Source organism: Gordonia terrae, from assembly GCF_001698225.1.
Taxonomy (GTDB): domain Bacteria; phylum Actinomycetota; class Actinomycetes; order Mycobacteriales; family Mycobacteriaceae; genus Gordonia; species Gordonia terrae.
Genome location: NZ_CP016594.1, coordinates 4,930,613 through 4,954,253 on the forward strand (window position 1 = coordinate 4,930,613; position 23,641 = coordinate 4,954,253).

The window sequence follows — 23,641 nt, forward strand, 5'->3', positions numbered from 1 at the left end:
GCCTCAGGGCACGACCGGCTCGGGCCGTCGACGCACCGCGACGGCGCGGGCGACCGCGAACGTCGCGGCCAGGACCATCGTCACCACGAGGATCGTGGCGATCCACGTCGGCGAGGTGGTCGTGTACCCGAACCAACCGGCCACCCCGACGCCGGCGGCCGTCGCCAGCACGGCCCCGACCGGGAGCGAGATCGCGGTCGTCCGAACGGTGGCCCGGGTGTGCGCATCACCGGACAGTCGCAACACACCGAGGATGCCGACGAGCACCAGCACGTAACCGAGCACCCCACTCACGGCGTAGACCACCAGGACGGGGTACCCGGCGCCGGAGTCGGCGGTGAACGCGTTCGCCAGCAGGATGATCGCCGGGGCGAGTCCGACCACGACACCGATCAGCCCGGCGCCCACCACCCGGCCGAGCCGCAAGCCGCTGCGCTCCGCCAGACGTACACCGACCGCCCAGAGAACTCCCGCAACGAGCGCACCGGTGACGGCACCGACCCCCGCCGCGACGATCACCGAGTCAGTCGGGTCTTGCGCGACACCCGCCGTGTCCCCGGTGCCCCACACCATCCAGATGTCGGGACCGCCCACCGAGCCGCCGCCATCGGACAGGGACAGGGCCGCGCCCAACGCCGCGATCACTGCACCGAACAGCCCGAACCCGACGAGTTGCCTCCACATACGGCCACTATCGCCGGTCTCGGCGTCGTCGGGCTTCCGGACACGCGGGAACACTCGTCGCTTGCGTTTCCGAGACAGTGTTTCGCGGTTCTTCCGGATCAGGAAGCGGCGGGGGAGTTCTCCTGCGCCGCACGGAACATCGCGACGACCGCGGCGCGAACGTCGGCTCGGTCGCGAACCGGCCGATCCCACGGGAGCCGTACACCGACAGTCCCGTCGGGGCCGGAGACGTCGAAAGTGGCTGCCTCGTGGTCGAATCCGGTCATCGTTGCCGCGACCGCATCCGGACGTCCGCCCAGCACCCGGCAGATGAGCAGCGAGTCCTCGGCATGGTCGTCGTTCATGTGCGCGAGTACGGCCGCCACGACATCCGGCGCGAACTGCGCCGTGTCCGAGACGTTGTCGTCAGTCACGCGCGGCCTCCCCCGTCTCGGTGCGCACGAAGTTCCCGACCCACCGCCGGAAGCGCTCGACGTCGCCGCCCTGTTCTTCGAACCAACCCCAGGCGCCGCCGCGGGCACCCGTCACGTCGCCGACGACCAGTTCGATGGCCTCGCGCGGGGTGCGCAGGATGGGGGCCTCCAGGGTGGTGCCCGCCGGAATCCGCTTGCGGGACCGCAGACGCTCGAAGACGCCGGCGATGCCATCTTCGGTCCGGTGGTAGTCGGCGATGACCGACGACTCGTCGACGCCCGCCAGCAGCAGCGCGATGGCGATGATCACCCCGGTCCGATCCTTGCCGGCCGCGCAGTGCACCAGAGTCGCGCCGCTGGGATCGAATTCGTTCAGCGCGGCGGTCAGCCGGTGACCGCCCGTCCGCATCATCGCGGTGTAGATGTCGACGAGAGCGGTGTCGGCGAGCCGGTCGACCCGGGCACCCGACGACACCGGACGGTGCACGACCCGCACGTTCGCCGGCCACGTGACGGCCATCCGGCCCAGCTCCGTGGGGTCTCGCAGATCGACGACGGTGGCCGGCGGCCAGGGCATGCCGACCGGGTCCTCGTCGTCGGGATACGGTGCGTCGCTGCGGATCAACACATTGGCGGCGGTGATGCCGCCGCCGGCGACCCGCATACCGCCCAGATCCCGGATATTGGCGAAAGTCCGCAGGTCAGAGGCAGAGGAGAGAGTCACAGCTTTCCCGATCGTCGAAGTGCGCGGTGGTCGGTCGCACCTCACCTTACGCAGGCAGCGGCACGTCCGGCCGCTGACGTACCGTTGCGACGGTGACGACCTATCACTCCTACGAACCGTCGCACGGCCATCGGCTGTCGCACGATCCCGTCAACGCGATCGTCGCGCCGCGACCCATCGGCTGGATCTCCACCGTGTCCGGCACCGGGGTGCGCAATCTCGCTCCCTACAGTTTCTTCAACCTCTTCAACTACACGCCGCCGATCGTCGGCTTCGCCAGCGTCGGCTACAAGGACACCGCCGCCAACGCGATCGAATCCGGCGAGTTCGTGTGGAACCTCGCCACCGACGACCTCGGCGAGAAGATGAATGCGACCTCGGCGGCGGTGCCCGCCGGCGAGGACGAGTTCGAGGTCGCCGGCCTGACACCGCTGGCCGCCGACCTCGTCGCGCCGGCACGCGTCGAGGAGAGCCCCGTGGCCTTCGAGTGCCGGGTCACCCAGTCGTTCCAGTTGCGCACCGCCGCTGACGACCCCGTCGACAGCTGGATGGTGTTGGGCGAGGTCGTGAAGATCCACATCGCCACCCACCTGCTTCGCGAGGACCAGACCTTCGACACGGCGGGTGCGCGCCCGCTGCTACGCGCCGGCGGACAGGGCGACTACTTCCTGCCGAGCGACGACCACCACCGGTTCATGAAGCGACCGAAACCCGCCACGCGCTGACCGCCCGGTCGACGGGTTCGCTCACAACGCGCTGCGAATCTCCTGGTCGCTCGGCATCCCGGTCCGTGCACCGACCGCGGCCACCGACAACGACGCCGCCGCGACACCTCGCTTCGCCGCGTCGACGACCGTCGAACCGCCGGCGAGCGTCGCCGCGAACACTCCGTTGAAGGTGTCGCCCGCCCCCGTGGTGTCGACCACGCGGTCGACGTGCCCGGCGGGAAGGACGACCACCTCAGATGCCGGATCGGCGATGAGGACGCCCTGCGCACCGAGGGTCACCAGAACCGGGGCACCCGTCCGCGACGCCACCGCCGTTGCCCGCTCGGCCGCGGGAACGTCCGGGGCGTCCCGACCGTCGGTGATCAGCCGGTGCAGGTCACGAAGTTCCGACGCGTTGGGCGTGAACACCGGCCGCGACTCCATCAGGTCGACCGTCGACGGCAACACCGGGGCGGGATTGACGACGCATCGGATACCTCGCGCAGCGGCCGTCGTCACCGCCGCGGCCACGGCGCCGGGCGGGATCTCGGTGCTGACGAGCACACACCCGGCCCAGCTCGCCGCGCGATCCACCGCGGCACGGACCATCTCGGCGTCGACGGCGGCGTTCGCGCCCGCCCCGACGGCGATCTGATTCTCACCCTGTGGATCGACGACGATCAGCGCCATTCCGGTGGCGACGCCGTCGAGCACGCCCACGTCGGTCACGTCGACGCCGGAGTCCCGCAACTCGGCGAGTGCCTGCGCGCCGGTGTCGTCGGAACCCACTGCCCCGCAGTAACGCACCTCGGCACCCGCCCGCGCGGCGGCAACAGCGGCATTCGCGCCCTTGCCGCCGCCGTGCCGCGTCACCGTCGGGCCGACGACCGTCTCACCGGGACCCGGGAGACGATCGGCTTCCACCACCAGGTCGACGTTGACGGCGCCGACGACGAGCAGTCGGGTCGCGCGATCGTGAGAATTCATCGTGCCTCCGAACCCGTGAGCGCCCCCGGCGTCCAGTCGGGCCAGTCGGGCACGCCCGCGACCATACCGTCGACGTACCTCGCGACGATGCGCGTGGTCGCTCGCTCGTTGGCGTACACGGTTGCCTGGTCACTCCGCAGGATCGCCGTGCGGACGAGCGGCCACAGGCGTCGGAACCGCTCGCGGATCTTGACCTCCGGGACCGCATGCCCCCCACTGTCGACGCGTAGCCGCACCCGATGCACGGCGAGATCTTCGGGGATCATCACGACATGGAGAGCGACCCGGTATCCGGCGGTGTGCGCACGGTCGATGAGTTCCAGTTTCGACGGATGCGAGAAGACCGTCTCGGCGATGAACGAGGCACCGGCCTCGATGAGGTGGTCGCGGGTGGCCGCGGCCAACCGGGCCGCGTCGTAGGAGTGGGCTTCCGCGGCGTCGGGCCACTGCTGCCGGGCGATCAGGTCGGCGTTCACGAAGGGTGTGCGCACCAACGGCTGTAGATGATGCTCGACCAGCGTCGACTTTCCCGCGCCGTTGCATCCGACGACCAGGTCGAGCCTCGGTGTCACCGGTCGAAGACGACGCTCGTCCCGTCGGGCCGGAGTTCGACGAGCCGTCCGGCGTCATCGACGACGACCGAGGCGAACCCCTCCGAGGCGCGTCGGACGACATGGTCGTCGGTGGCCAGCCGCGCCTCGATGTGCGCGTCGATCTCGGCGTCGTAGACGACGGCTTCCTCTGCGGTCAACGTCTCTGCCGGTAGGTCGCCGGCCAACGCGGCCTCGACCCGCCGACGCGACGCGGTGGTGCGCTGTGAGACGCTGCGGCCGAGACGTGCCCAGTGTTCGAGTTGCTGCCGCGCCGATCGCTGCTCGCGCGCGCCCTCCCGGGCGGCATCGGTCACCAGTGCAGCAGACAATCGGGTCACCTTGTCCGTACCGGTGCTCATCGCACACCTCCCGTGTGGATGTAGCAGAGTGCTACATCGACCCAGCATACGCCGACGAACCCGTCGACGGTCGTTGTCGGACGACCGTCGACGAGCGCCGGCACTCTCAGCCGGTCTCGGGTGTCACCGCGTCGAGGCCGCATCCCGCTTCGGCAACACCCATCCCGGTCGCGGGAAATGGCAGGTGTAGCCGTTCGGGAAATTCAGCAGGTAGTCCTGGTGCTCGGGCTCGGCCTGCCAGAACGGACCCAACTGCTCGATCGTGGTGACCGCCTTGCCCGGCCACAGACCCGAGGCATCGACGTCGGCGATGGTGTCGCGAGCGACCTGCTCCTGCTCCGGGGTCACCGGGAAGATCGCCGAACGGTAGCTCGTGCCGACGTCGTTGCCCTGCCGGTCGCGCGTCGTCGGGTCGTGGATCTGGAAGAAAAACGCCAGGATGTCGCGGTACGTCGTCTGCGTGGGGTCGAAGACGATCTCCACCGCCTCCGCGTGACCGGGATGGTTGCGGTAGGTGGCGTGGTCGTTCTGTCCGCCGGTGTAGCCGACCCGGGTGTCCAGGACACCGGGCTGCTTGCGGATCAGGTCCTCCATCCCCCAGAAACACCCGCCCGCGAGGACCGCGGTCTCGGTGCCGGGGCGGACGGTGATCTGACCGGTGTCGGTGGTCATGCGTTCTCCTCCTGGGTGTCGGTGGTGGTGTGGTCGTCGGTGAACAGGGCGGCGTACTCGCCATACCCCTCGGCGTCGAGTTCGGCCACCGGGATGAACCGCAGCGATGCCGAGTTCATGCAGTACCGCTGTCCGCCCGCGTCCCGCGGCCCGTCGTCGAAGAGGTGTCCGAGGTGGCTGTCCGCCCCGGCGGACCGTACTTCGATGCGCCGCATGAACAGGCTCCGATCGACCTTCGTCGCGACGGCGTCGGGGTCGATGGGCCGGGTGAAGCTCGGCCACCCGGTTCCGCTGTCGAACTTGTCGGTCGACGAGAACAGCGGCTGCCCCGACACGACGTCGACATAGATCCCGGGTTCGTGGTTGTCCCAGTACTCGTTGTCGAAGGCCCGCTCGGTGCCGTCCCGCTGGGTGACGCGGTACTGCACGTCGGTGAGGCGGCTCAACGCCTCGGGGGTCTTGCGGTAGGTGTTGCTCACGTTTCCTCCTGCCGACGCTCCCCCGCTCCGTCGATCGACGGCGCATCTCGGAGGGCGTCACCGTGCACAACACCACGATGCCCGGATTTGGTCCCGACCCGCGACCGGGCCGCCGCCCACCAGGTGGACGGCGGCCCGGACACGCCTGGCTGACTCCGATCAGCCCACGACGTCACGCCCGAAGATCTGCCGGGCGAGGACCCAGCGCTGCACCTCGCTGGCACCCTCGTAGATCTCCCCGATCTTGCTGTCCCGGTAGAGCGCCTCGACCGGACCCGACGAATCGTCGTCACCCAGTTCCTGGGTGAACCCGAACCCGCCGAACGCCTGGACCGCGTCGCGGGCCATCAGGACCGCGACCTCGGTACCGCGCAGTTTGGCCATCGCCGCCTCCGGTTCGGGGAACCGCGTGCCGGAGTCGAGCCGCATCGCCGCCTTGAGGTACAGGTCGCGCGAGATCGCGATCTCGGTCGCGCGGTCGGCCATCAGGAACTGCCAGTGCTGCCGGGCTGCGAGCGGTTCGCCGAAGGCCACCCGGGTGCGCAGGTGGGCAGCGGTGCGGTCGAAGGCGGCTTGCGCCATGCCCACACCCGCCGCCGCGATCCCGATACGTCCGTAGGTCAGCGTCTGCAGGGCGACCTTCAGCCCGCCGCCCTCGGTCCCGAGCAGGGACTCACGCCCCAGCTCCACCTCGTCGAGGTGCACGTCGGCGGTGATCTGGCCCTTGTTCCCGAGCTTGCGATCCGGCGTACCCACCCGGACCCCCGGGGTGTCGGTCGGGACGATGAACGTCGAGAGCCGGTCACCGGTGCGAGCGAGGACCACGACGAACGCGGCGACGACGGAATTGGTGATCCACCGCTTGCGCCCGTTCAGCACCCATCCGTCGCCGCGGCGGTGCGCCACGGTCTGGACCGCCTCGGGTGAGAGATCACTCGACGCGGCCGGCTCGCTGGTGGCGAAGGAGCCGACGATCTCGCCGGCGACGACCGGGGCCAGCCACCTGCGGCGCTGCTCCGGCGTGCCCTGGTTGACGGCATTGCCCGCGAGGATGCAGTGGACGTCGAAGATCGCGGCGACGCTGTTGGAGAAGTACGCCACTTCTTCGACGGCGGTGGCCGTCGCGGTGGCCGGGTGAGCCAGTCCGTCGCCGCCGACATCGGCCGCGAAGGGGATGCGGTAGATCCCCGCCGTGGCCAGCCGATCGAACACGTCACGTGGGAAGCCGTCGAGTCGCTCGTCGCCCCGCGCGATCCGGTCGGCCACCGGCGCGACGTCGCGAAGCGCGACCTGCCGAACCCTGCGACGGACCTCGACCACCTCCTCGGGCGACACGAGGTCGTGGTACAGGGTGTCGGCGATCCGCGGCGGCTGGTCGGGCATGTCGTCGGACGACGACACCCTGGTGATGTCGATGACACTCAAGGAGTCTCCTGTTCTGATCGAACCGATCGACCCGGCTCAGACCGGCGCATCGGCCACGGCACGGGAGTGCTCGATCTCGTCGGGCACGAGTTCGGCCGCGGTCTCCGGCGCCGCTGCGCCCGGACCGAAGTCGGCGAAAGCCGTGATGTGCTCCTCGAGCGGCAGCGGGTTGGGCGTGCCGTAGGTGAAGTAGGTCTCCCACGGCAGCTTCGCCCCGCCGATGGCCAGGCCGGTGTCGATGTCGGACATCTGCCAGGTCTTCGTCTCGGCAGACGGGTCGAGGTGCAGGTATCCGGACTCACCGAACAGCTCGATGCGATTGCCGCCCGGTTCGAACACGTAGAGGAACTGCCCCTGGGTGATCCCGTGCCGGTCCGGTCCGGCTTCGATCCGGATGTCGTACTCGCGGAACATCTCCACGGCGTCGATGTTGTGCTGACCCGTGCCGTAGTAGAAGGCGAGGTGATGCAGTTTGCCGCGCCCGCCGGTCATGTCGCGCATGCACGCGACCTCGTGGCCGAGGATGTTCGAGCTCATCCAGGCGCCGATCTCGACGTCACCGTCGACGACCCGCTCGGTGGTTCGGAACCCGAGGTGGCGTTCGAACTCGGTCTTGACCGCGGTGACGTCCGAGGCCATCAGGTTGAGGTGGTCGATGCGCTTGACCGGGATGCCCTGCAACGGCTTCTTCGACGGCCGGGTGAGGATCTTGCTCTGCAGTTCCGGTGGCGCGACGTACTTCTCGGCCTCCCAGACCAGAGCGAAGTCATGACCGTCCGCGGTCTTGTACGCCAGGGTCTTTCCGTAGCCGAATTCGTCCTCGTGCCAGGAGGTCTCGATGTTCGCACCCTGCAGCGAGGCGGCGCGACGTTCGAGCGCCTCCGGGGAGCTGGTCCGCAGACCGGCGTGACCCATGCCCGGTTCGCGAGACTCGGTGATCTTCAGACTCCAGGGGTAGGGGTCCTCGTACGCCCGCAGGAAGACGGACTGGCCTTCGCTCCGGGTCACGTACATGCCCAGGAATCGGGTGAAGAAGTCGAGGGTTTCCTGCGGCTTGGGGCTCAACAGTTCGGCTCGCGCGAGGTGCGCGACATCGAAGCGTGCGGCGTTCTCGGTCATCGGTTCTCCTGTGGATCGTGCGACACCGGATCTCGGTGGCTGCTGGCTGATGTCCGTCAGCATGGCGTCGAGGTGTGACTGTCGTCACCGGCGTTCGGGATATCCGAACAACGGCGCTGCCGATTGACTCCGCATTCGGACTGCCCGGTCCCCGCCCCGCAGACCGCCCCTGCTCCATAGCGTTCGGAGTCGAGCACGCCGCCGGCATCGGAGGCCGAGCGTGCGCGACGAGCTAAGGAGACATGCGATGAGCCGGTTGACTGCCGCCATTGTGGGATCGGGCAACATCGGGACCGACCTGATGTACAAACTGCTGCGATCCGTGTACGTCGACCCGGTCTACATGGTCGGAATCGACTCGGCCAGTGAGGGTCTGCGACGAGCTCGTGCCGAAGGGCTCGAGGCGTCGGCAGAGGGCGTGGACTGGCTGCTGCAGCAGTCGTCGCCTCCCGATCTCGTCTTCGAGGCCACGTCGGCCAAGGTGCACGCCGCGGTCGCTCCGCGCTACGCCGACGCGGGGATCACCGCGATCGATCTGACGCCCGCATCGGTCGGCCCCTACGTCGTCCCGGCGGTCAACCTCCGCGAACACGTGAACGCGCCCAACGTGAACATGGTGAGCTGCGCCGGGCAGGCCACGATCCCGATCCTCTATGCGATCAACCAGGCCGCCGACGCCACCTACGGTGAGATCGTCGCGGCCATCGCGTCGGCGAGCGCGGGCCCGGGCACCCGGCAGAATCTCAGTGAATTCAGCGAGAAGACGGGGCGCGCACTGGCACAGGTCGCGGGAGCGGACCGGGCCAAGGCGATCTCGGTGATCAACCCGGCCGAACCGCCGATGAACATGCGCGACACGGTATATGCGAAAGTGCGCAACCCGGATCCCGCGGCCATCGAACGCGCCGTGGTCGACATCGTCACCGAGGTCCAACGCTACGTCCCCGGTTACACCCTGAAACTCGTCGACGTCGACGGTGATCTCGTGACCGTGATGCTCGAGGTCGTCGGAGCGGGCGACTTCTTGCCCACCTACGCAGGCAATCTCGACATCATCACCGCGGCCGCCGTGCAGGTCGCCGAGGTGATGGCGCAGGAGAAGGCCGTGACAACGACACTCCAGACAGGAGCACTGCGATGACCAGTCAGTCCCCGGCCCACGGGCCCCGTTCGGTCACCCTCGTCGACACGACGCTGCGTGACGGCATGTCGAGCGTCTCGCACCGGTTCACCACGCGCGACGTCGCCGCCATCGCTTCCGGCCTCGACCGGGCAGGTGTCCCGACGATCGAGGTGGCACATGGCATCGGCCTCGGCGCGTCGTCGGTCCAGTACGGCTTCGCCGCGGCCACCGATGCCGAATACGTGCGCGCCGCCGTCGACGCGGTGGACAACGCCGACATCGCGGTCCTCTACGTGCCGGGTATCGCGACCCTGAACGAACTGCAGGCGGCGGTGGACGCCGGCATCTCGACCGTCCGCGTCGCCGTCCACTGCACCGAGGCGGACTGCGGACAGCAACCCGTCGAGTGGGCCAAGGAGAACGGGCTCGAGGTCATGACATTCCTCATGATGAGCCACAAACTCGAACCCGACGCACTCGCCGAGCAGGCAGCGAAGCTCGACTCCTACGGCGCCGACGTCGTGTACGTCGTCGACTCCGCAGGTGCGCTCGTCCCGCAGCAGGCCGGCGAGCGGGTCGCGGCACTGCGCGAGGCGATCTCCGCGGACATCGGCTTCCACGCACACAACAACCTCGGTGTTGGGATCGCCAACGCGCTCACCGCCGCCGAGAACGGAGCCACCTACATCGACGGTTCCTTGCGCGGTCTCGGCGCGAGCGCCGGCAACGCCCAGACCGAAGTCCTCGCCGCAGCATTCGCACGCGCGGGATGGGACACCGGCGTCGAGCTGTTTCCGCTCATCGACACCGCCGAGAACGTCGTGGCACCGCTGATGACCGAACCGCAGATCGTCGACGAGACCGCGCTCGTGCTCGGTTACGCCGGCGTGTATTCCACGTTCTTCCACCCCACCAAACGCGCCGCGAAGAAGTTCGGTGTCCCGGCCCGGGAGATCCTGCTCGAACTCGGCCGGCGCGGCGTGATCGGCGGTCAGGAAGACATGATCATCGATGTGGCCTCGGAACTCGCGGGCCGCACCTACGAGACGCCCGTCGCGGCGGAGGTGTGAGGAAATGACTCTGTTGGTCACCGATCAAGACAGCACCGATCAGAACGGTACCGCCGAGGTGCGTCACCTCATCGGGAACGACTGGCGCACGGCGTCGGACGGCGCCACGTTCGAGTCGCGCGACCCGCACGACGGCGCGTTGCTCGCGACGGTGGCGCGCGGCACCGCCGACGACGGGATCGCCGCGATCGACTCTGCCCGCACCGCTTTCGACGACGGACCGTGGCCGCAGATGTCGCCCAAGGAGCGCGCGGCGATCCTGCATGCGGTCGCCGATGCCGTCGACGACCATCGAGAGGAGCTGGCACAGCTCGAGACCCGGGACGGCGGCAAGACGATCACGCAGTCGCTGCACGCCGAGATCCCGCGGGTGGCACACAACCTGCGCTTCTTCGCCGACTACGTCTCGATGGCCGCGAACGAGGCATACCCGGACGGCGACCTGCTGTCCTACGTCCTCTACCCGCCCGCCGGGGTCGTGTCGGCGATCAGTCCGTGGAACGCGCCGCTGATGCTGGCGACATGGAAGATCGCGCCTGCTCTGGCCTTCGGCAACACCGTGGTCCTCAAACCGGCACCGCAGACGCCGTTGACCGCCAACCGATTCGCACAGATCGCGCTCGAGGCGGGACTGCCGCCGGGGGTGCTGAACGTCGTCCACGGCTTCGGCGGCGAGGCCGTCGCCGGACCGCTGACCTCCGATCCACGCGTCGACCGGATCACCTTCACCGGATCGAGTGCCACCGGCGTGAAGATCTTGCAGGCCGCCGCGGCGAACCACACGCCTGTCTCGGCCGAGATGGGTGGCAAGTCGGCCAACATCGTGTTCGCCGACGCCGATCTCGACGTCGCCGTACCGATGTCGATCCGGGCCATCTTCGGCGGCAACGGGCAGGTCTGCCTGTCGGGTTCCCGCCTGCTGGTGCAGAACTCGATCCTCGAGGAGTTCGTGGAGCGCTTCGCCGAGGAAGCACGCAAGCTCGTGGTCGGCGACCCCAAGGACCCGGCGACGTTCATGGGCCCGCTCATCGAGCAGCAGCACCTCGACAAGGTGCACGGCTACGTCGAACTCGCGCAGGACGAAGGCGGCAAGATCATCACCGGCGGCGAACGACTCACCGACCCGGACCGGGCAGGCGGCTTCTACTATCCACCGACCGTCATCACCGGCCTCACCAACGACTCCCGCACGGCACGAGAGGAGATCTTCGGTCCGGTCGAGACGGTTCTGGGCTTCGACACCGAAGCGGAGGCCCTGCGCATCACCAACGATTCCCCTTACGGCTTGGCGGGCATCCTGTTCACACAGAATCTCGACCGGGCTCATCGGATGGCCGCACGCTGGAAGGCCGGCACGGTCTGGATCAACACATTCTTCGAACGCGATCTCCGGCTGCCCTTCGGCGGTGAGGGCATCAGCGGCCTGGGCCGTGAGGGTGGCCAGTACTCCCGCGAGTTCTTCACCGAACCCCGCGCGGTGACCCTGCGCATCCGGAAGTAGGACCCGTGTCGACTACCGAGACATCCGTGGTCGTCGGCGCGACCGGCGCCATGGGAACCGTGTTCACGCGCCGCCTGGTGGCGCGCGGGATGCGGGTTCTCGCGGTGGGCCGCCGTGCCGAGGAACTCGAACAGCTCGCGGCGACAGACGAACTGATCGTCCCGTGCGCCGCCGACATCGCCGAGGACTCGTCCATGGACGCGATCCGCGCCTGCCTCGACGGGCCCGTACGACTCGCGGTGTTCGCGGCCGGTCTCCCGGTCCGCGGCTCCGCCGACGCGATCGAACCCTCGTTGCTGGCCACCGCCGCCAACATCAAGGTGGCCGGCACGGTCCGGTTGCTGCGAGCCGTCCGCGACCACCTCGCCGACGGCTCGCGGTTCGTCGCGATCGCGGGTTCGCTCGGACTCGAACCGGGGCCCCTCGACGCCGGCCCGGGCACCGCCAACGCCGCCCTGTTCAATCTGATGCGACAGATCGGCGCGTTGTACGGACCCAGAGGGGTCACGGTGCACACCATCGCACCCGGACCCATCGACACTCCTCGGTTGCGCGCCTTCGTCGACACCGAATCGCGCGAGACCGGCGCTACGCCGCAGGAGATCTGGGACCGGTACACGGCCAAGACCTCGCTGGGTCGTCTGCCCACGCTCGACGAGATCGCCTGGCTCGTCGAGATGCTGCTCCAGCCTCAGGCCGCCGTCCTGCACGGCAGCGTCCTCAATGCCGATGGCGGAACTCGCCACGGCATCCAGTAACCCGGTCCGGAACGGACGCGGGCACTTCCGATCGGAGCCGACGTGCCGGTTGCACACTTCCACATCCCCATCGGCAGCGCGTCCACCGAGCAGCGCGCCGCGCTGTTGACCGCCGCGAGTGCGGCCTACTCCCGCGTCCTCGACTCACCGATCGAGCGGGTACGCACCTTCGTCGTGCAGTACGACCCCGCCGACATCGCCGTCGGCGGGCAGCTCGTCGCCGACGGCGGCGCGATCGCACCGTACTTCACCGCGATCGTGCTCGCCGGCCGGCCTGCCCGCCAGCGTTCGGAGCTGCTCGCGGCGTTCACCGACCTCGTCGTCGATCATCTGGACGCCGAGCGATCGCGTGTCCGCGGACAGATCATCGAAGTCGCGCCGGAGAACTGGGGCATCGCGGGCGTGCCCGCGAGTGACGTTCGGGCAACGGAGATCTCGATGCGCGCTGCCCGCCCTGCTGCTCCCTGATCCGAGAGAACCCACACACCCACTGGCCCTGGGGTGCGAGGAGCGCACGCCACGACCAACCCCTGCCCCCCCTGAGATGCGAGGAGCGCACGCCACGACCAACCCCTGCCCCCCTGAGGTGCGAGGAGCGCAAGCGACGAGCCTCGAAGGGCCGGCAACCGCGCCCGCCGGTATCTGTAGCGAATCTTTCTGCCACCTGCCATCTTTCGACACGAGATCCCGGCGTTCATAGCCTGTTTCACACTGTGGAGTTGTCAAAGGTCGTGTGGCGTCGGGTCGGCGCCGGAGGGTCTGGGGGCGGGTCGGTTAGACGGGGGCGTCGTCGAGTCGCAGGGTGCGCCGGTTGTAGGCCGGGCGGGGTCGGCGGCGGGGGTCGATGTCGGCCGGCGGGATCAGCCACGGGTGCCGGTCGGGTCCCATCACCACCTGCCAGCCGTGGTGATGCACCTGGGTGTGGCAGCGCTGGCACAGCAGGCACCCGTTGTCCAGATCGGTCGCACCACCATCAGCCCAGTGGATGAGGTGGTGGACTTGGGTATGCGCGGCGGGGGCACCGCATTTCACACAGCACTGATCGCGCACGACGATCGCCTGCCGCAGATGGTGCGGGAACAATCGTTTCGTGGTGCCCATCCGCAACGGCACGCCCTCGTCGTCGAGGACGATCTCGGCCACGCCGCCGTCACACGACAGGCGTCGGGCTGTCGATGCTGTGACCGCCCCGACCCACGGCAGGCGCGCCGGATCAGCGCCGTCCGCGGGGATGGTGACCAGGACTTGGGTGCGGGGTGCACCGGCGGTCGTCATCGCCGCACCGATCGCCGCTTGATCGAGAAGTAGTTCCAACCCGTCGGCGCGACGCTGCGTCACACCACGGCGATCGTCAGCGCCGTCGGGTTCCGGGCGCGGGCAGGAGCGTTCGTCGATCATCGACAGAAATTTCTCGCCGATCACCGCGGTCACATCGGCGGTGATCGCGACCCTGCCTTCCTCGGTGACGCGGGTGTGCACGGTGTTCAGTGACGCATCATCAGCCGCCGGAACCGCGTCCGGGTCAGTGGCTGCGACCCGGACTGCGATACTCCGGGCGTGGTCGTTGATCTCGGCGGGTGTGGCACCGGAGAACGCCTGGGTGAGCAACTCGCTCTCGACCGCCGACCGGTCGCCGTCGGACAGCGCTGCCGGAGCACGTGTGTCGATGAGAGTGATGCCGCGGACCACCGCATCCACGCACTCGGCAGACAGATATCCGTCGGCGGCGCAGTCGGCGAGTTTCGGCAACGACGCCAGGCCACCGGCGATCCGCACACCACGGCCGGCGGCTGCCGGGGGCATTCCCATCTCGATCAGAGCGGTGCGGGTGGTGGTGCCGGCGCGCGCTGCGGCATCGGAGGCGTCGAAAAGCGCTATGTGGACGGCGATCTGGTGATCGACCACGTTGCGCAGCACCCGCAGTTCGTCGAGACGCTCGAACACGGCGCGACCACTCCCGTCGTCGGGTGGTGGCGGCAGGCCGATGAGGGTGTCGCGGAGTGCGGTGATCGAGGTCATGACACCAAGGTACTCGCTCAAACGTGGCTCTTCTGACGTAGAAGTGGGCGCCTTTTCGCGCGCCTAACGCACGCAACGCCCACTGTCCCTTAGGTTTTGATTTGCGAAGACCAAGACTGAAGGGGTGGGCGTTGCGCACTGTCAGAGTACTGCAGAAGTTGCTCGGAATCGAGCGTGCCCGAGTGGTGGGTGTCAGGTTCGATGAGGATGATCGCGGGCAGATCATGGTGGTGTCGCTGGAGTTGCACAGCAGGGCACGGTCACGGTGCCCGCAATGTCGGAAATTCTGCCCTGGTTACGATCAGCCGTCGGCGCGGCGACGGTGGCGCCATCTCGACATGGGTGGCTGGCGATGCATTCTCGAGTTGCCGGCCAGGCGGGTGCAGTGCCCGCGCCACAATGTGGGTAGCGAATGGGTTCCGTGGGCGCGTCCGAAAGCGAAGATGACCAGGGCTTTCGACGACGCCGTCGCGTGGATGTGCGCGCACGCGCCGATGAGCGCCGTGAGTGCTTATCTCCGGGTCTCCTGGCGGACGGTGTCTCGTATCGTTGAGCGCGTGGTCGACGATCATGTCGGACTGACCAAACGCTTGAACGGGTTGCGACGCATCGGTATCGACGAAATCTCCTACCGTAAGGGCCACCGATATTTGGTCGCCGTGGTCAACCATGACTCAGGTCAACTGGTGTGGGCGGGTGAGGGTGCCAAGAAGGAGACGATCGAGCGATTCTTCGATGAGCTCGGTGATGTGCGCGCCCGTAGGATCACCCACATCAGCGCTGACGGCGCCGAGTACATCGGCGCAGTCCTCGCCGAGCAGGCGCCGCACGCCTACTGGTGCATGGACCCATTTCACGTGCTGCAGTGGGTCAATCAGGCGTTGGACAGGTGCCGCGCTCGGGTGATGAACCGAGTTGTTGGCTTGTCGAAGGTAGAACGCGGGCGACTGAGGTGGGCGTTATTGAAGAATCCCGACAACCTCACCGACAGTCAACGGCGGCTGCAATCCATTGTTGTCTGTAACGTCAACAGCCAACTTGCCCGCGCTTATCAGATGAAAGAGGAGATACGGCACATACTTTCAGGCGCTTACCGATCAAGTTGGGCGCCTTTACGGCGATGGATCCGTAAGGCGGAGTCCTCCGGTATTCCCGAGTTTCGACTCACTGCGCAGAGCATCCGCAAACGGGAGGTGCAGATCCACAACGCGGTCGCGTGTCAAATGAGCAATGCGCGAGTCGAGGCAACGAACTGCCACCTCCGGTCATTGACAAAGCGGTCGTACGGATTTCACACACCCGACGCCCTGATCGCGATGGCCAACCTCACACGAGGCGGCGCGTGTCCGAAACTTCCGCATCACGATTGAACCCGGAATCCGCCCACTTCGACGTCAGGAGATCCTCAAACGTTCGACGACGAAGTTTCTCCACAACCCATTCTTCGCCGAATCCGACTGCGCGACAGTATATGTCACTCACGCAACAGCGGTGAACCGTGGTGAACTGTGGTGAACAGAAACCCCATTAGTCACACGGGTGGACGGCCTACTTGGAGACGGATCACTGCCGGAGGCGGGGTGCTTCACCTTCGCCGGTCCGGCCGGTTGTGCGGCACTGCAGTTGTCACCGATGAACTCGAACTCGACCGATGGACTTCGATCGAAGTCCATCGGTCGAGGTGAGGTTCATCAGTCGGAGGGGGGCTCGGGAAGACCCTTCGTGACGCGCCCTCCCCAAGCTCCGGGCGCTCCTCAGGGAGCAGAGAGTAGTAATAGCCTGGCGGCCGTCGTGGACCACGAAAGAACCCCGCTCCCTGAGGAGCGAGCTTGCGAACTCACACCCCAGGATCACACCTGAGAAAGCACTTCAGGCCGCTTCTTCCAGATCCGGGAGCAGAGCGGATCGCTTCGTTCGGGGCGGGCAGCTGAACGTGTGCGCGAGAGAATCTCCGCGCCTCACGATTCCGAGATCGTCGCCTGACGCTCGGCGACGGTGACGTCGCCCGCCGACCAGTGGGTGGGCGGGACCTCGCGGACACAGACGCGGATGTTCGCGACCGGGGCGCCGATCGCACGATGGGCGGCCGCCGTCAGCTCGCGCATGAGTGCGCGCACCTCGTCGGGCGAACGCCCTTGGGCGATGGTCACGTCGATGAACGGCATCTCACCCTCCCGCGACCGTGATCGAACCGAGCGTGGTGAAGTGTGCCGCGACCCGGCTACCCGGCTCCACCGGGACAGCGTCCGTCATACCCCCGGTGAGGACGACCCACCCCGCCTCCAGGGTGATGCCCCGCGCACCGAAGGTGTTGGCCGCGAACGCCAATGCCTCCGCGGGATGTCCGAGCACTGCTGAACCCGTCGCGGTGGCGACGATGTCACCGTCGACCTCGAGCAGGCACGCCTCGAGTCCGAAGTCCACGTCCGCGACATCGCGGATGACCGGGCCGGTCACGTAGACGCCGGAAGAGTTGTTGTCGGCCACCGCATCCGCGAGGGTGAACTTGAATCCCGAGTAGCGACTGTCGATGATCTCGATCGCGGCCATCGCATGATCGACCGCGGCGAGTGCCGTGGCCGCGGTGACACCGGGACCGGCGAGGGGACGCCCGAGCACGAAGGCGATCTCGGGCTCGGCGCGTGGATGGATGAGTCGCTCACGCGGGACCGGCAAGCCCGCGGGCAACGCCATGGCATCGGTCAGCCACGCGACCGAGGGCTCGTCGACGCCCATCTGCTTCTGCTTGGCCCGCGAGGTCAGGCCCAGCTTGATCCCGGTCACGGTCTCCCCGCGCGAGCGGCGGTCGGCGAGCGCGATGTCCTGGGCGGCGTAGGCGACGTCGAGGCTCAGTCCCGGCCACTCGTGCTGGATCGAGGTCCGCGCCGTCCGCGAGCGCTCCGCGGCGAGCAACGAGCCGGCCACGCGAACCGCACTCCAGTCGTCGATTCCGTTGTCTGTCACTTCTTCTCCTGATGATTCGAGAACACGAGCACTCACGCACCCAGCACCGCGGTCACGCTGCCGACGCCGGCGATGGTGGCGACCACGGTGTCCCCCGGCCCGACCGGCACCGCCGCGGTCATCGAGCCGGGCAGCACCACATGGCCGGGTTCGAGCGTGACGCCGAGGGGCCCGACCGTGTTGGCCAGCCAGACCAGGGCGTTGATCGGCGACCCGAGCACCGCACCACCGGCGCCGGTGTGGACGAGTTCGCCGTTCACGTGCAGGTTGCAGCCGGCCATCCGCAGGTCGACGTCGACGAGCGGCACCGGCCGCCCGCCCAGGATGACCCCGCCCGATGACGCGTTGTCGGCGATGGTGTCGAAGATGTTGATCTTCCAGTCGCGGATGCGGGAGTCCACGATCTCCAGTGCGGGGAGCACGAAGTCGACGGCCGCGGCCGCCTCGGCGACCGTGACTCCCGGTCCGCGTAGTGGCCTCGCGAGGACGAAGGCGACCTCCGGCTCGATGCGCGGTTGGATGAACGTGCCCGCCGGGATCGGGGCGTGCTCGAGGTGGAACATGCTCGCCGTGAGGTGCCCGAAGTCCGGCTGGTCGACCCCCATCTGCCGTTGGATGGCACGGGAGGCCAGCCCCACCTTGTGCCCTTTCACCACGTCGCCCTGCTTCTCCCAGTCCTGGACCTGGGCGAGGGCGATCTCATAGGCGGTCGACAATGGGTGGTCCGCGAACCGCCCGGCCAGGGGTTCGATCGGGGCGTGGTCTCGATAGGCGTCGAGCAACGCATCGGCGGCGTCGCGCACGAGGCCGGCATGGTCGGTCATGGGAGGCATGATCTTTCTGGGTTGAGGAACGGTGACCGCGGGGTCATCCCGCCACCGCGTGCAGGACGGAGACCTCGCGCTCGGGCAGACGGATGGGCGTGGACAGGTCGCCGGACGAGGAGTTCAGCGCGCGGGACGCGTCGGCGGCGGCCGCGATCACCGCACGCCGGAATTCGTGCTGTGCCGGGATGAATCTCGTCGCGGGCGCGGTGATCGACATCGCCGCCACGACGACCCCCATCTCGTCGCGGATCGGCGCCGCGACGCAATGCACGTCGGGAACCGCTTCGGCCAGGTCGAAGGCGCAGCCCCGGCGCAGCACACCCTTCAGTTCCGCGGCCAGTTCGTCCGGGTCGGTCAGGGTCGAGGACGTGTACCGCCGGAGCTGCTTGTCGGTCAGGTTGCGAGCCAGCTGAGCCGGATCGCAGTGCGCGAGGAGCACTTTGCCGACCGCGCTGCAATGCGCATCGAGCTGGGCGCCGATCCGGGCGCCGGACACGTTGATGACGTGGTTGCCCAGAACCTTGTCGACGTAGATCACCCGATAGCGTTCCATGACGGCGAGATGGGTTGTCTCGCCGAACTTCTCCGAGAGCGCCTGCAGGATCGGGGCAGCACAGGACTTGACGTCGACCGTGCCCTGCAGCGCCTGGTTCAGTTCGACGACGCGCCAGCCGATACGGTAGCGGCCGCGGGCGCGACACTGCAGCAGGCCGATGTCGACCAGCGAGGCCAGCAGCGCGTGCGCGCTCGACCGGGGGACGCCCAGTTCGCCGGCGACCTCCGACACACCCCACTCGGGACGTTCGACGGTGAACAGATCCAGGACCGGGCCGATTTTCTGGACGGTCTGCAGCGCGGCCACCTCAGGGACCCACCATCGACTCGTCGCTGAACAGCAGGGTCGCCCCACCGGTGGCGAAGTTGGCGACATCGCCGGCCGCGGCCTGCCCCTCAGGCGATCCGAGGGCCTGGGCAAGGGCGTCTTTCGAGTCGAAGTACAGCTCGGCCACCGAGTACGAGGCGGGCTCGGTGCCGTCGAGGGAGTCGCACTTGCCCGCGGCGAACCGGCGCAGTCCGGGGATACGGCGGACCAGTTCGGCATGCTCGTTCTCGTAGTGCCGGTCGAAGGCCTGCGGGTCGAGCGGATGTCCGTAGATCACGGTGAGTCGGTACATGACTTGCCTTTCGGATTCGATCGAGGTGTCACGATGCCGCGGTGGTCGCCACGGGGGTCGCCACGGAGACCGCCACGGTGAACTCCTCACGGAAGATGAGACGGGGCGCCATCCGGCGACGTTTCAGCGCCCGGACGCCGGCCTCGATCATGGCCGGCGGGCCACAGAGATAGGCGCTCAGCCCTTTACAGCTGCGGAAGTCCTCGACGACGACGTCGGTGACCATCCCGGTGGCGCCGTCCCACTGCTCCTCGCTGAGGACCGGCCGGTAGTGGAAGTTGTCGTACCCGGCCTCGAGTTCGCGGAAGAACTCGACGTCGTAGAGGTCGTCCCGTCGTCGGCCACCGTGGTACAGGTACAGCTCGGGTACCAGGCCGTGGTCCAGCACGTGGCGGGCGATGGACTTCAGGGGGGCGAGTCCGGTACCGCCGCCGATGAGGATCGCCGGCTCGGCCTGCTCGCGGACGAGGTGGAACTGGCCGAGCGGTCCGCGGAGTTCTACCCGCTCCCCCACCGTCAGCGAACCGAAGATCCAACCCTCCGTGGCTCGTCCACCGACGGTGCGCTTGACGTGGAACTCCAGGAGCTTCGACTCCGACGGCGGGTTGGCCATCGAGTACTGACGCCCCACACCGGTACCGGGGATCACCAGCTCCGCATACTGGCCCGCGTTGAACGTCATCGGCTCGTCCAGTTCGACGACGAGCCGGCGCGTGTCGGTGGCGATGTCGTCCAGGACGACGACGGTGCCGTCGTGGTCGCGCAGCGGATGTCGGGGCGCTCCGTCGTCGACTGCGGCGCCCAGCGGTTCGACGACCAGGTCCGAGCACGGCGTGGCCATGCAACCCAGCGCCAACCCGGCACACCGTTCGGCCGGCGTCAGCGTGTAGTCGGGTGAGTCATTGTGCGCCACTTCGCCGTCGAGCACTCGGAGCTTGCAGGTACCGCAGGTCCCCTGGGTGCAGGAGTGCGGCAGCCACTCCCCGGCGCGCAGCACCGCATCGAGGACCGACTGATCGGCGGCCACGTCGAGCGGCGTGTCCGAGCCCTGGATACGAACCCGATGTGTGGTGTTCACGCCTCAGACCTCCCACTTGACATGGAGTTCCTTGGGGCCACGGAAGCCCCAGCCCCAGAAGTCGACCTCGTGGTCGGTGTCGCGCTCGATGTTGGGGATCGTCTCCAAGAGCTCCTCGAGCGCGATACGAACCACGTTGTTCGCGAAATAGGTTCCGGCGCAGGCATGGACACCGCCGCCGAAGGTCATGTTCGGGATCACCGCGCGGTCGAGGTCGTACGCGGTCGGGGAGTTGTAGGCACTCTCATCCTGATTCGCCGAACCGTAGGACAGCATCACCACGGAATTCTGCGGGATCGTCACGCCGCCGACCACGACCTCGTCGGTGGCGATCTTCGCGGCCGCCGACCAGATCGGCGCGACCCACCGCATGCCCTCACCGACCGCCCGCGGGATGAGGCCCGGGTCGTCGACGACCCGCTCCAGCTGATCCGGCCGGCTGAACAAGCCGGCCAGTGTGGTGGCCATCGCATGACCCGGCTCCTGCATCGCGCCGAGCAGGAACACGTAGAGGTTGGGGTAGATGACGTCGCGGCTGCGCGTCTGCCCCTCGGGCATCCCGTCGTGCAGCCAATGCGAGATCGCGCTGTGGTCGGGGTTGACGATCCACTCGTCGATCTTGGGGTCGACGTGCGCGATGATCTCGGCCTTCGCCTCGTCGCCGGGGACGAAGCCGTCAGGGTTGGCGAACTCGCCGTCGGGCGTCATCGCGGAATTCGTGAACGAGACGCTGAGCTTGTGAAACCACTCCCGCAGCTTGTCGGTGCTCACGTCGCTCAGGCCGAGCAGATCGCCGAGGGCCCGGACACTGACCGGTTCGCAGTACTCGGCGACGATGTCGGCCGAGCCGTTGTTCTCGATCCGCTCGAGCAGTTCGCGGGCGTACGGCCGGACCAGGTCGTCGATGTAGTTGTCGACGGCCGACGGCTGTAGATGCGGCTCGACCATGTCGCGCAGATCGCGATGCTCGGGACCGTTCGTGTTGAGCAGCGCCCCGTGACCGAACGTGCGGCCGCCCGCCGGGGAGATCACCGCAGGCCAGTTGTCCGAATCCTTCGCGATCTGCATGCACAGCTCGCGGGTCGAGACGATGTACATCCCGAGGGAGGGCACGAACGCCACCGGCGCCTCCTTCCGCAGCCGCTCGTAGAACGGATACGGATCGGCCTCGAGTTCGGCCATCGTGATCTCTTCCACGAACTTCGGGGTGACCTCGTGCGAGGGCTGGACTGCGGTCATGGTGACTCTCCGTTGTCGTTCCGGATATCGGTTGTCGGGAGCCGGTTCGTTCGGTCATGCCGCCGGCCACCGTGACAATGTCTTGTGATCTGGAACACTATGGGTGGAGGTGAGGGGAGAGAATGACTGCGAATGCACCGATGGATGACTCCGCGTGCACAGCGGGAACCGTCGAACTGAGCACCCGCGAACTCGCGAGCGCCGAGGGTCGGGTCCGGTGGGCGGAGGCGCTCGACGCCACCTTCTGCGAGATGGACATCGACTGGCCCCAGGACCGTCGCCCGTTCACCGCTCAGATCGTCGCGCGCCCCGTCGGAAGCCTCTCGGTGAGCGTGGTCCGCGCCGATCCGCACACCGTCGTCCGCACGCCGGCGATGATCGAATCCGATCCGGCCGACGACTATCTGCTGTGCCTCATCACCCAGGGCGCCGCCACGATCTCGCAGGGCGAACACACCGGACTGTTGCAACACGGCGCCTTCGGGATCATCGATGCCACAGCTCCTTTCGTCGTCAGCGGTGCCACCGAGTTCGAGCAGATCGTTGTGCGTGCGCCTCGTGGACAACTGGCCGCGCGGGCGACGTACGACGTCATCGACGACGCGACGGGCCGGGCCATCGCGGTCGATTCCGGTATCGGACGACTCGTGTCGAGCTTCCTCGTCGACGTCGCGGCCCAGGTCCAAGGAATCTCCGTGTCGTCGTCCGGCACGGTGGCGAGCGCAGTGTTGGACATGGTCGCCGGCGCGGTGACCGAGCAGATCTCACACCGCACCGCGACCGACCGGATACATGCCGCCGACCTCCGCGCGGTCCAGAACGCGATGGCCGATCACCTGCACGATCCCGACCACACCATCGCGCTGGTGGCCGCCGAGGTCGGGATGTCGATGCGATACGTCCACAAGCTGTTCAGCACCACCGGCACGACACCGCGGGCCTGGCTGTACGCCCGACGGCTCGACCGGGCCCGCGCGCTTCTCGCGCAGACCGATCTCTGTGTCGCCGACATCTGCGCACAGGTCGGGTTCCGCGATGCGTCGCACTTCAGCCGCGCGTTCAGCCGCACGTTCGGAGTCAGCCCATCCCGCTATCGGGCCACCGCTCCCGAGCGGCATCGTCCCTAGGATGGTCCGTACGCGACCGCAGGAAGGGACCCATGACGATTAGTGACACCGACCGCAGTGCTCGATTCACCCACTCCGAATCCATCCGCATCGACGCCACACCCCAGCAGGTGTGGGACCTGGTGACCGACATCGGTCGTACCGGCGAGTGGAGCCCGATCTGCAAGGCGTGCTGGTGGGCGGAACCGGCGACCGGTCCCGAGGTCGGTGCGTATTTCCATGGCCGCAACGAAACCCCCGAACGTGTGTGGGAGACCCGTTCCCGTGTCGTCGCCGCCGACGAACCCCGCGAGTTCGCGTGGATGGTGAACGAGAACGCGGTGCGCTGGTCGTACACGATCACGCCCGACGGCGACGGGACGTCGCTCACCGAGTCCTGGGCCGTACAGCCCGCGGGGTTCGACCTGTTCGCCGAACGCTTCGGCGACGACGCATCGCATCAACTCGAACAGCGTCGCGACGCCGCGCTGGCGGGCATCCCGGCCACCCTCGCCGCCATCAAGGAGATCGCCGAGCGCGGCCCCTCTGCCCCCTGAGGTGCGAGGAGCGAAAGCGACGAGCCCCTCTGCCCCCTGAGGTGCGAGGAGCGCAAGCGACG

General features: G+C 67.9%; 27 protein-coding genes. 9 read left to right on the forward strand and 18 right to left on the reverse strand.

What is annotated here, in order from left to right; all coding sequences use genetic code 11:
- Positions 1 to 3: 3 nt before the first annotated feature.
- The 3 genes from BCM27_RS21820 to BCM27_RS21830 all read right to left on the reverse strand — a co-directional run bounded on the left by BCM27_RS21820 (position 4) and on the right by BCM27_RS21830 (position 1,821).
- Entirely contained in the window at positions 4 to 684 is a 681-nt protein-coding gene (locus tag BCM27_RS21820; protein WP_033204814.1) for a hypothetical protein, read from the reverse strand.
- Positions 685 to 782: 98 nt separating this feature from the next.
- Positions 783 to 1,097: a DUF2470 domain-containing protein gene (locus BCM27_RS21825; protein ID WP_004022294.1), complete on the reverse strand. Its 315-nt coding sequence runs from the start codon at positions 1,095 to 1,097 to the stop codon at positions 783 to 785.
- A complete protein-coding gene (locus tag BCM27_RS21830; RefSeq protein WP_004022295.1) occupies positions 1,090 to 1,821 on the reverse strand; it encodes a tyrosine-protein phosphatase in 732 nt (243 codons plus the stop codon). The genes BCM27_RS21825 and BCM27_RS21830 overlap by 8 nt, the downstream gene beginning before the upstream one ends.
- Positions 1,822 to 1,913: 92 nt before the next feature.
- Here BCM27_RS21830 and BCM27_RS21835 point away from each other — a divergent pair, with 92 nt between their 5' ends.
- Positions 1,914 to 2,546 carry a flavin reductase family protein gene (locus BCM27_RS21835; RefSeq protein ID WP_004022296.1) on the forward strand — a complete coding sequence of 211 codons (633 nt, stop codon included), beginning with the start codon at positions 1,914 to 1,916 and terminating at the stop codon, positions 2,544 to 2,546.
- Between the two features lie 21 nt (positions 2,547 to 2,567).
- Here the strand turns inward: BCM27_RS21835 and BCM27_RS21840 are convergent, their stop codons facing one another.
- From BCM27_RS21840 to BCM27_RS21870, 7 genes are all read right to left on the reverse strand, one after another.
- Positions 2,568 to 3,515, reverse strand: coding sequence for a PfkB family carbohydrate kinase (locus BCM27_RS21840; RefSeq protein ID WP_004022297.1), 948 nt, complete (start codon positions 3,513 to 3,515; stop codon positions 2,568 to 2,570).
- A complete protein-coding gene (locus BCM27_RS21845; protein WP_004022298.1) occupies positions 3,512 to 4,087 on the reverse strand; it encodes an ATPase in 576 nt (191 codons plus the stop codon). The genes BCM27_RS21840 and BCM27_RS21845 overlap by 4 nt, the downstream gene beginning before the upstream one ends.
- Positions 4,084 to 4,467 carry a TA system antitoxin ParD family protein gene (locus BCM27_RS21850; protein WP_004022299.1) on the reverse strand — a complete coding sequence of 128 codons (384 nt, stop codon included), beginning with the start codon at positions 4,465 to 4,467 and terminating at the stop codon, positions 4,084 to 4,086. The genes BCM27_RS21845 and BCM27_RS21850 overlap by 4 nt, the downstream gene beginning before the upstream one ends.
- A gap of 123 nt (positions 4,468 to 4,590) precedes the next feature.
- The gene (gene msrA, locus BCM27_RS21855; RefSeq protein WP_004022300.1) at positions 4,591 to 5,139 is read right to left on the reverse strand and encodes a peptide-methionine (S)-S-oxide reductase MsrA; all 549 of its coding nucleotides are present in this window, start codon (positions 5,137 to 5,139) and stop codon (positions 4,591 to 4,593) included.
- On the reverse strand, positions 5,136 to 5,618 hold the full coding sequence (gene msrB / locus BCM27_RS21860) for a peptide-methionine (R)-S-oxide reductase MsrB (RefSeq protein ID WP_004022301.1): 483 nt from the start codon (positions 5,616 to 5,618) through the stop codon (positions 5,136 to 5,138). The genes msrA and msrB overlap by 4 nt, the downstream gene beginning before the upstream one ends.
- Before the next feature lie 159 nt (positions 5,619 to 5,777).
- Positions 5,778 to 7,001: an acyl-CoA dehydrogenase family protein gene (locus tag BCM27_RS21865; RefSeq protein ID WP_051987126.1), complete on the reverse strand. Its 1,224-nt coding sequence runs from the start codon at positions 6,999 to 7,001 to the stop codon at positions 5,778 to 5,780.
- Between the two features lie 78 nt (positions 7,002 to 7,079).
- Positions 7,080 to 8,162 (reverse strand): VOC family protein, encoded by a 1,083-nt coding sequence (locus BCM27_RS21870; RefSeq protein ID WP_004022303.1) that lies wholly within the window; start codon positions 8,160 to 8,162, stop codon positions 7,080 to 7,082.
- A gap of 247 nt (positions 8,163 to 8,409) precedes the next feature.
- Between BCM27_RS21870 and BCM27_RS21875 the strand changes: the two genes are divergently transcribed.
- The 5 genes from BCM27_RS21875 to BCM27_RS21895 are packed head-to-tail and all read left to right on the forward strand — an operon-like array spanning position 8,410 to position 13,082.
- Entirely contained in the window at positions 8,410 to 9,303 is an 894-nt protein-coding gene (locus BCM27_RS21875) for an acetaldehyde dehydrogenase (acetylating) (protein ID WP_004022304.1), read from the forward strand.
- Entirely contained in the window at positions 9,300 to 10,355 is a 1,056-nt protein-coding gene (gene dmpG / locus BCM27_RS21880) for a 4-hydroxy-2-oxovalerate aldolase (RefSeq protein WP_004022305.1), read from the forward strand. The genes BCM27_RS21875 and dmpG overlap by 4 nt, the downstream gene beginning before the upstream one ends.
- 4 nt (positions 10,356 to 10,359) lie before the next feature.
- Complete coding sequence (locus tag BCM27_RS21885; RefSeq protein ID WP_004022307.1) at positions 10,360 to 11,856, forward strand: aldehyde dehydrogenase; 1,497 nt, start codon at positions 10,360 to 10,362, stop codon at positions 11,854 to 11,856.
- Positions 11,857 to 11,861: 5 nt separating this feature from the next.
- Positions 11,862 to 12,614 (forward strand): SDR family NAD(P)-dependent oxidoreductase, encoded by a 753-nt coding sequence (locus tag BCM27_RS21890; RefSeq protein ID WP_004022308.1) that lies wholly within the window; start codon positions 11,862 to 11,864, stop codon positions 12,612 to 12,614.
- A 42-nt stretch (positions 12,615 to 12,656) separates the two neighbouring features.
- Positions 12,657 to 13,082, forward strand: coding sequence for a tautomerase family protein (locus tag BCM27_RS21895; protein ID WP_004022309.1), 426 nt, complete (start codon positions 12,657 to 12,659; stop codon positions 13,080 to 13,082).
- A gap of 306 nt (positions 13,083 to 13,388) precedes the next feature.
- Here the strand turns inward: BCM27_RS21895 and BCM27_RS21900 are convergent, their stop codons facing one another.
- Positions 13,389 to 14,633 (reverse strand): HNH endonuclease, encoded by a 1,245-nt coding sequence (locus BCM27_RS21900; RefSeq protein ID WP_033204817.1) that lies wholly within the window; start codon positions 14,631 to 14,633, stop codon positions 13,389 to 13,391.
- Positions 14,634 to 14,764: 131 nt separating this feature from the next.
- On the opposite strand from BCM27_RS21900, the gene BCM27_RS21905 reads away from it, so the two are divergent.
- Positions 14,765 to 16,003 carry an ISL3 family transposase gene (locus BCM27_RS21905; protein ID WP_033204819.1) on the forward strand — a complete coding sequence of 413 codons (1,239 nt, stop codon included), beginning with the start codon at positions 14,765 to 14,767 and terminating at the stop codon, positions 16,001 to 16,003.
- 588 nt (positions 16,004 to 16,591) lie between these two features.
- Here BCM27_RS21905 and BCM27_RS21910 read toward each other — a convergent pair.
- From BCM27_RS21910 to BCM27_RS21940, 7 genes are read right to left on the reverse strand one after another with little or no spacing between them, the layout of a single operon-like run.
- Positions 16,592 to 16,876: a tautomerase family protein gene (locus BCM27_RS21910; protein ID WP_081487025.1), complete on the reverse strand. Its 285-nt coding sequence runs from the start codon at positions 16,874 to 16,876 to the stop codon at positions 16,592 to 16,594.
- Positions 16,800 to 17,597, reverse strand: a complete 798-nt coding sequence (locus BCM27_RS21915) for a 2-keto-4-pentenoate hydratase (RefSeq protein ID WP_004022313.1) — start codon at positions 17,595 to 17,597, stop codon at positions 16,800 to 16,802. Before BCM27_RS21915 ends, BCM27_RS21910 begins: the two co-directional genes overlap by 77 nt.
- Before the next feature lie 32 nt (positions 17,598 to 17,629).
- Positions 17,630 to 18,421 carry a 2-keto-4-pentenoate hydratase gene (locus tag BCM27_RS21920; RefSeq protein WP_033204821.1) on the reverse strand — a complete coding sequence of 264 codons (792 nt, stop codon included), beginning with the start codon at positions 18,419 to 18,421 and terminating at the stop codon, positions 17,630 to 17,632.
- Positions 18,422 to 18,464: 43 nt separating this feature from the next.
- Complete coding sequence (locus BCM27_RS21925) at positions 18,465 to 19,286, reverse strand: IclR family transcriptional regulator (protein WP_004022315.1); 822 nt, start codon at positions 19,284 to 19,286, stop codon at positions 18,465 to 18,467.
- 1 nt (position 19,287) lies between these two features.
- Positions 19,288 to 19,599 (reverse strand): EthD family reductase, encoded by a 312-nt coding sequence (locus BCM27_RS21930; RefSeq protein WP_004022316.1) that lies wholly within the window; start codon positions 19,597 to 19,599, stop codon positions 19,288 to 19,290.
- A gap of 28 nt (positions 19,600 to 19,627) precedes the next feature.
- On the reverse strand, positions 19,628 to 20,677 hold the full coding sequence (locus BCM27_RS21935; RefSeq protein WP_004022317.1) for an NADH:ubiquinone reductase (Na(+)-transporting) subunit F: 1,050 nt from the start codon (positions 20,675 to 20,677) through the stop codon (positions 19,628 to 19,630).
- A gap of 3 nt (positions 20,678 to 20,680) precedes the next feature.
- Positions 20,681 to 21,916: a cytochrome P450 gene (locus BCM27_RS21940; RefSeq protein WP_004022318.1), complete on the reverse strand. Its 1,236-nt coding sequence runs from the start codon at positions 21,914 to 21,916 to the stop codon at positions 20,681 to 20,683.
- 122 nt (positions 21,917 to 22,038) lie between these two features.
- On the opposite strand from BCM27_RS21940, the gene BCM27_RS21945 reads away from it, so the two are divergent.
- Together BCM27_RS21945 and BCM27_RS21950 are read left to right on the forward strand one after the other, a co-directional pair.
- The gene (locus BCM27_RS21945) at positions 22,039 to 23,043 is read left to right on the forward strand and encodes an AraC family transcriptional regulator (protein WP_004022319.1); all 1,005 of its coding nucleotides are present in this window, start codon (positions 22,039 to 22,041) and stop codon (positions 23,041 to 23,043) included.
- Between the two features lie 32 nt (positions 23,044 to 23,075).
- Complete coding sequence (locus BCM27_RS21950) at positions 23,076 to 23,579, forward strand: SRPBCC family protein (RefSeq protein ID WP_004022320.1); 504 nt, start codon at positions 23,076 to 23,078, stop codon at positions 23,577 to 23,579.
- Positions 23,580 to 23,641: the final 62 nt, after the last annotated feature.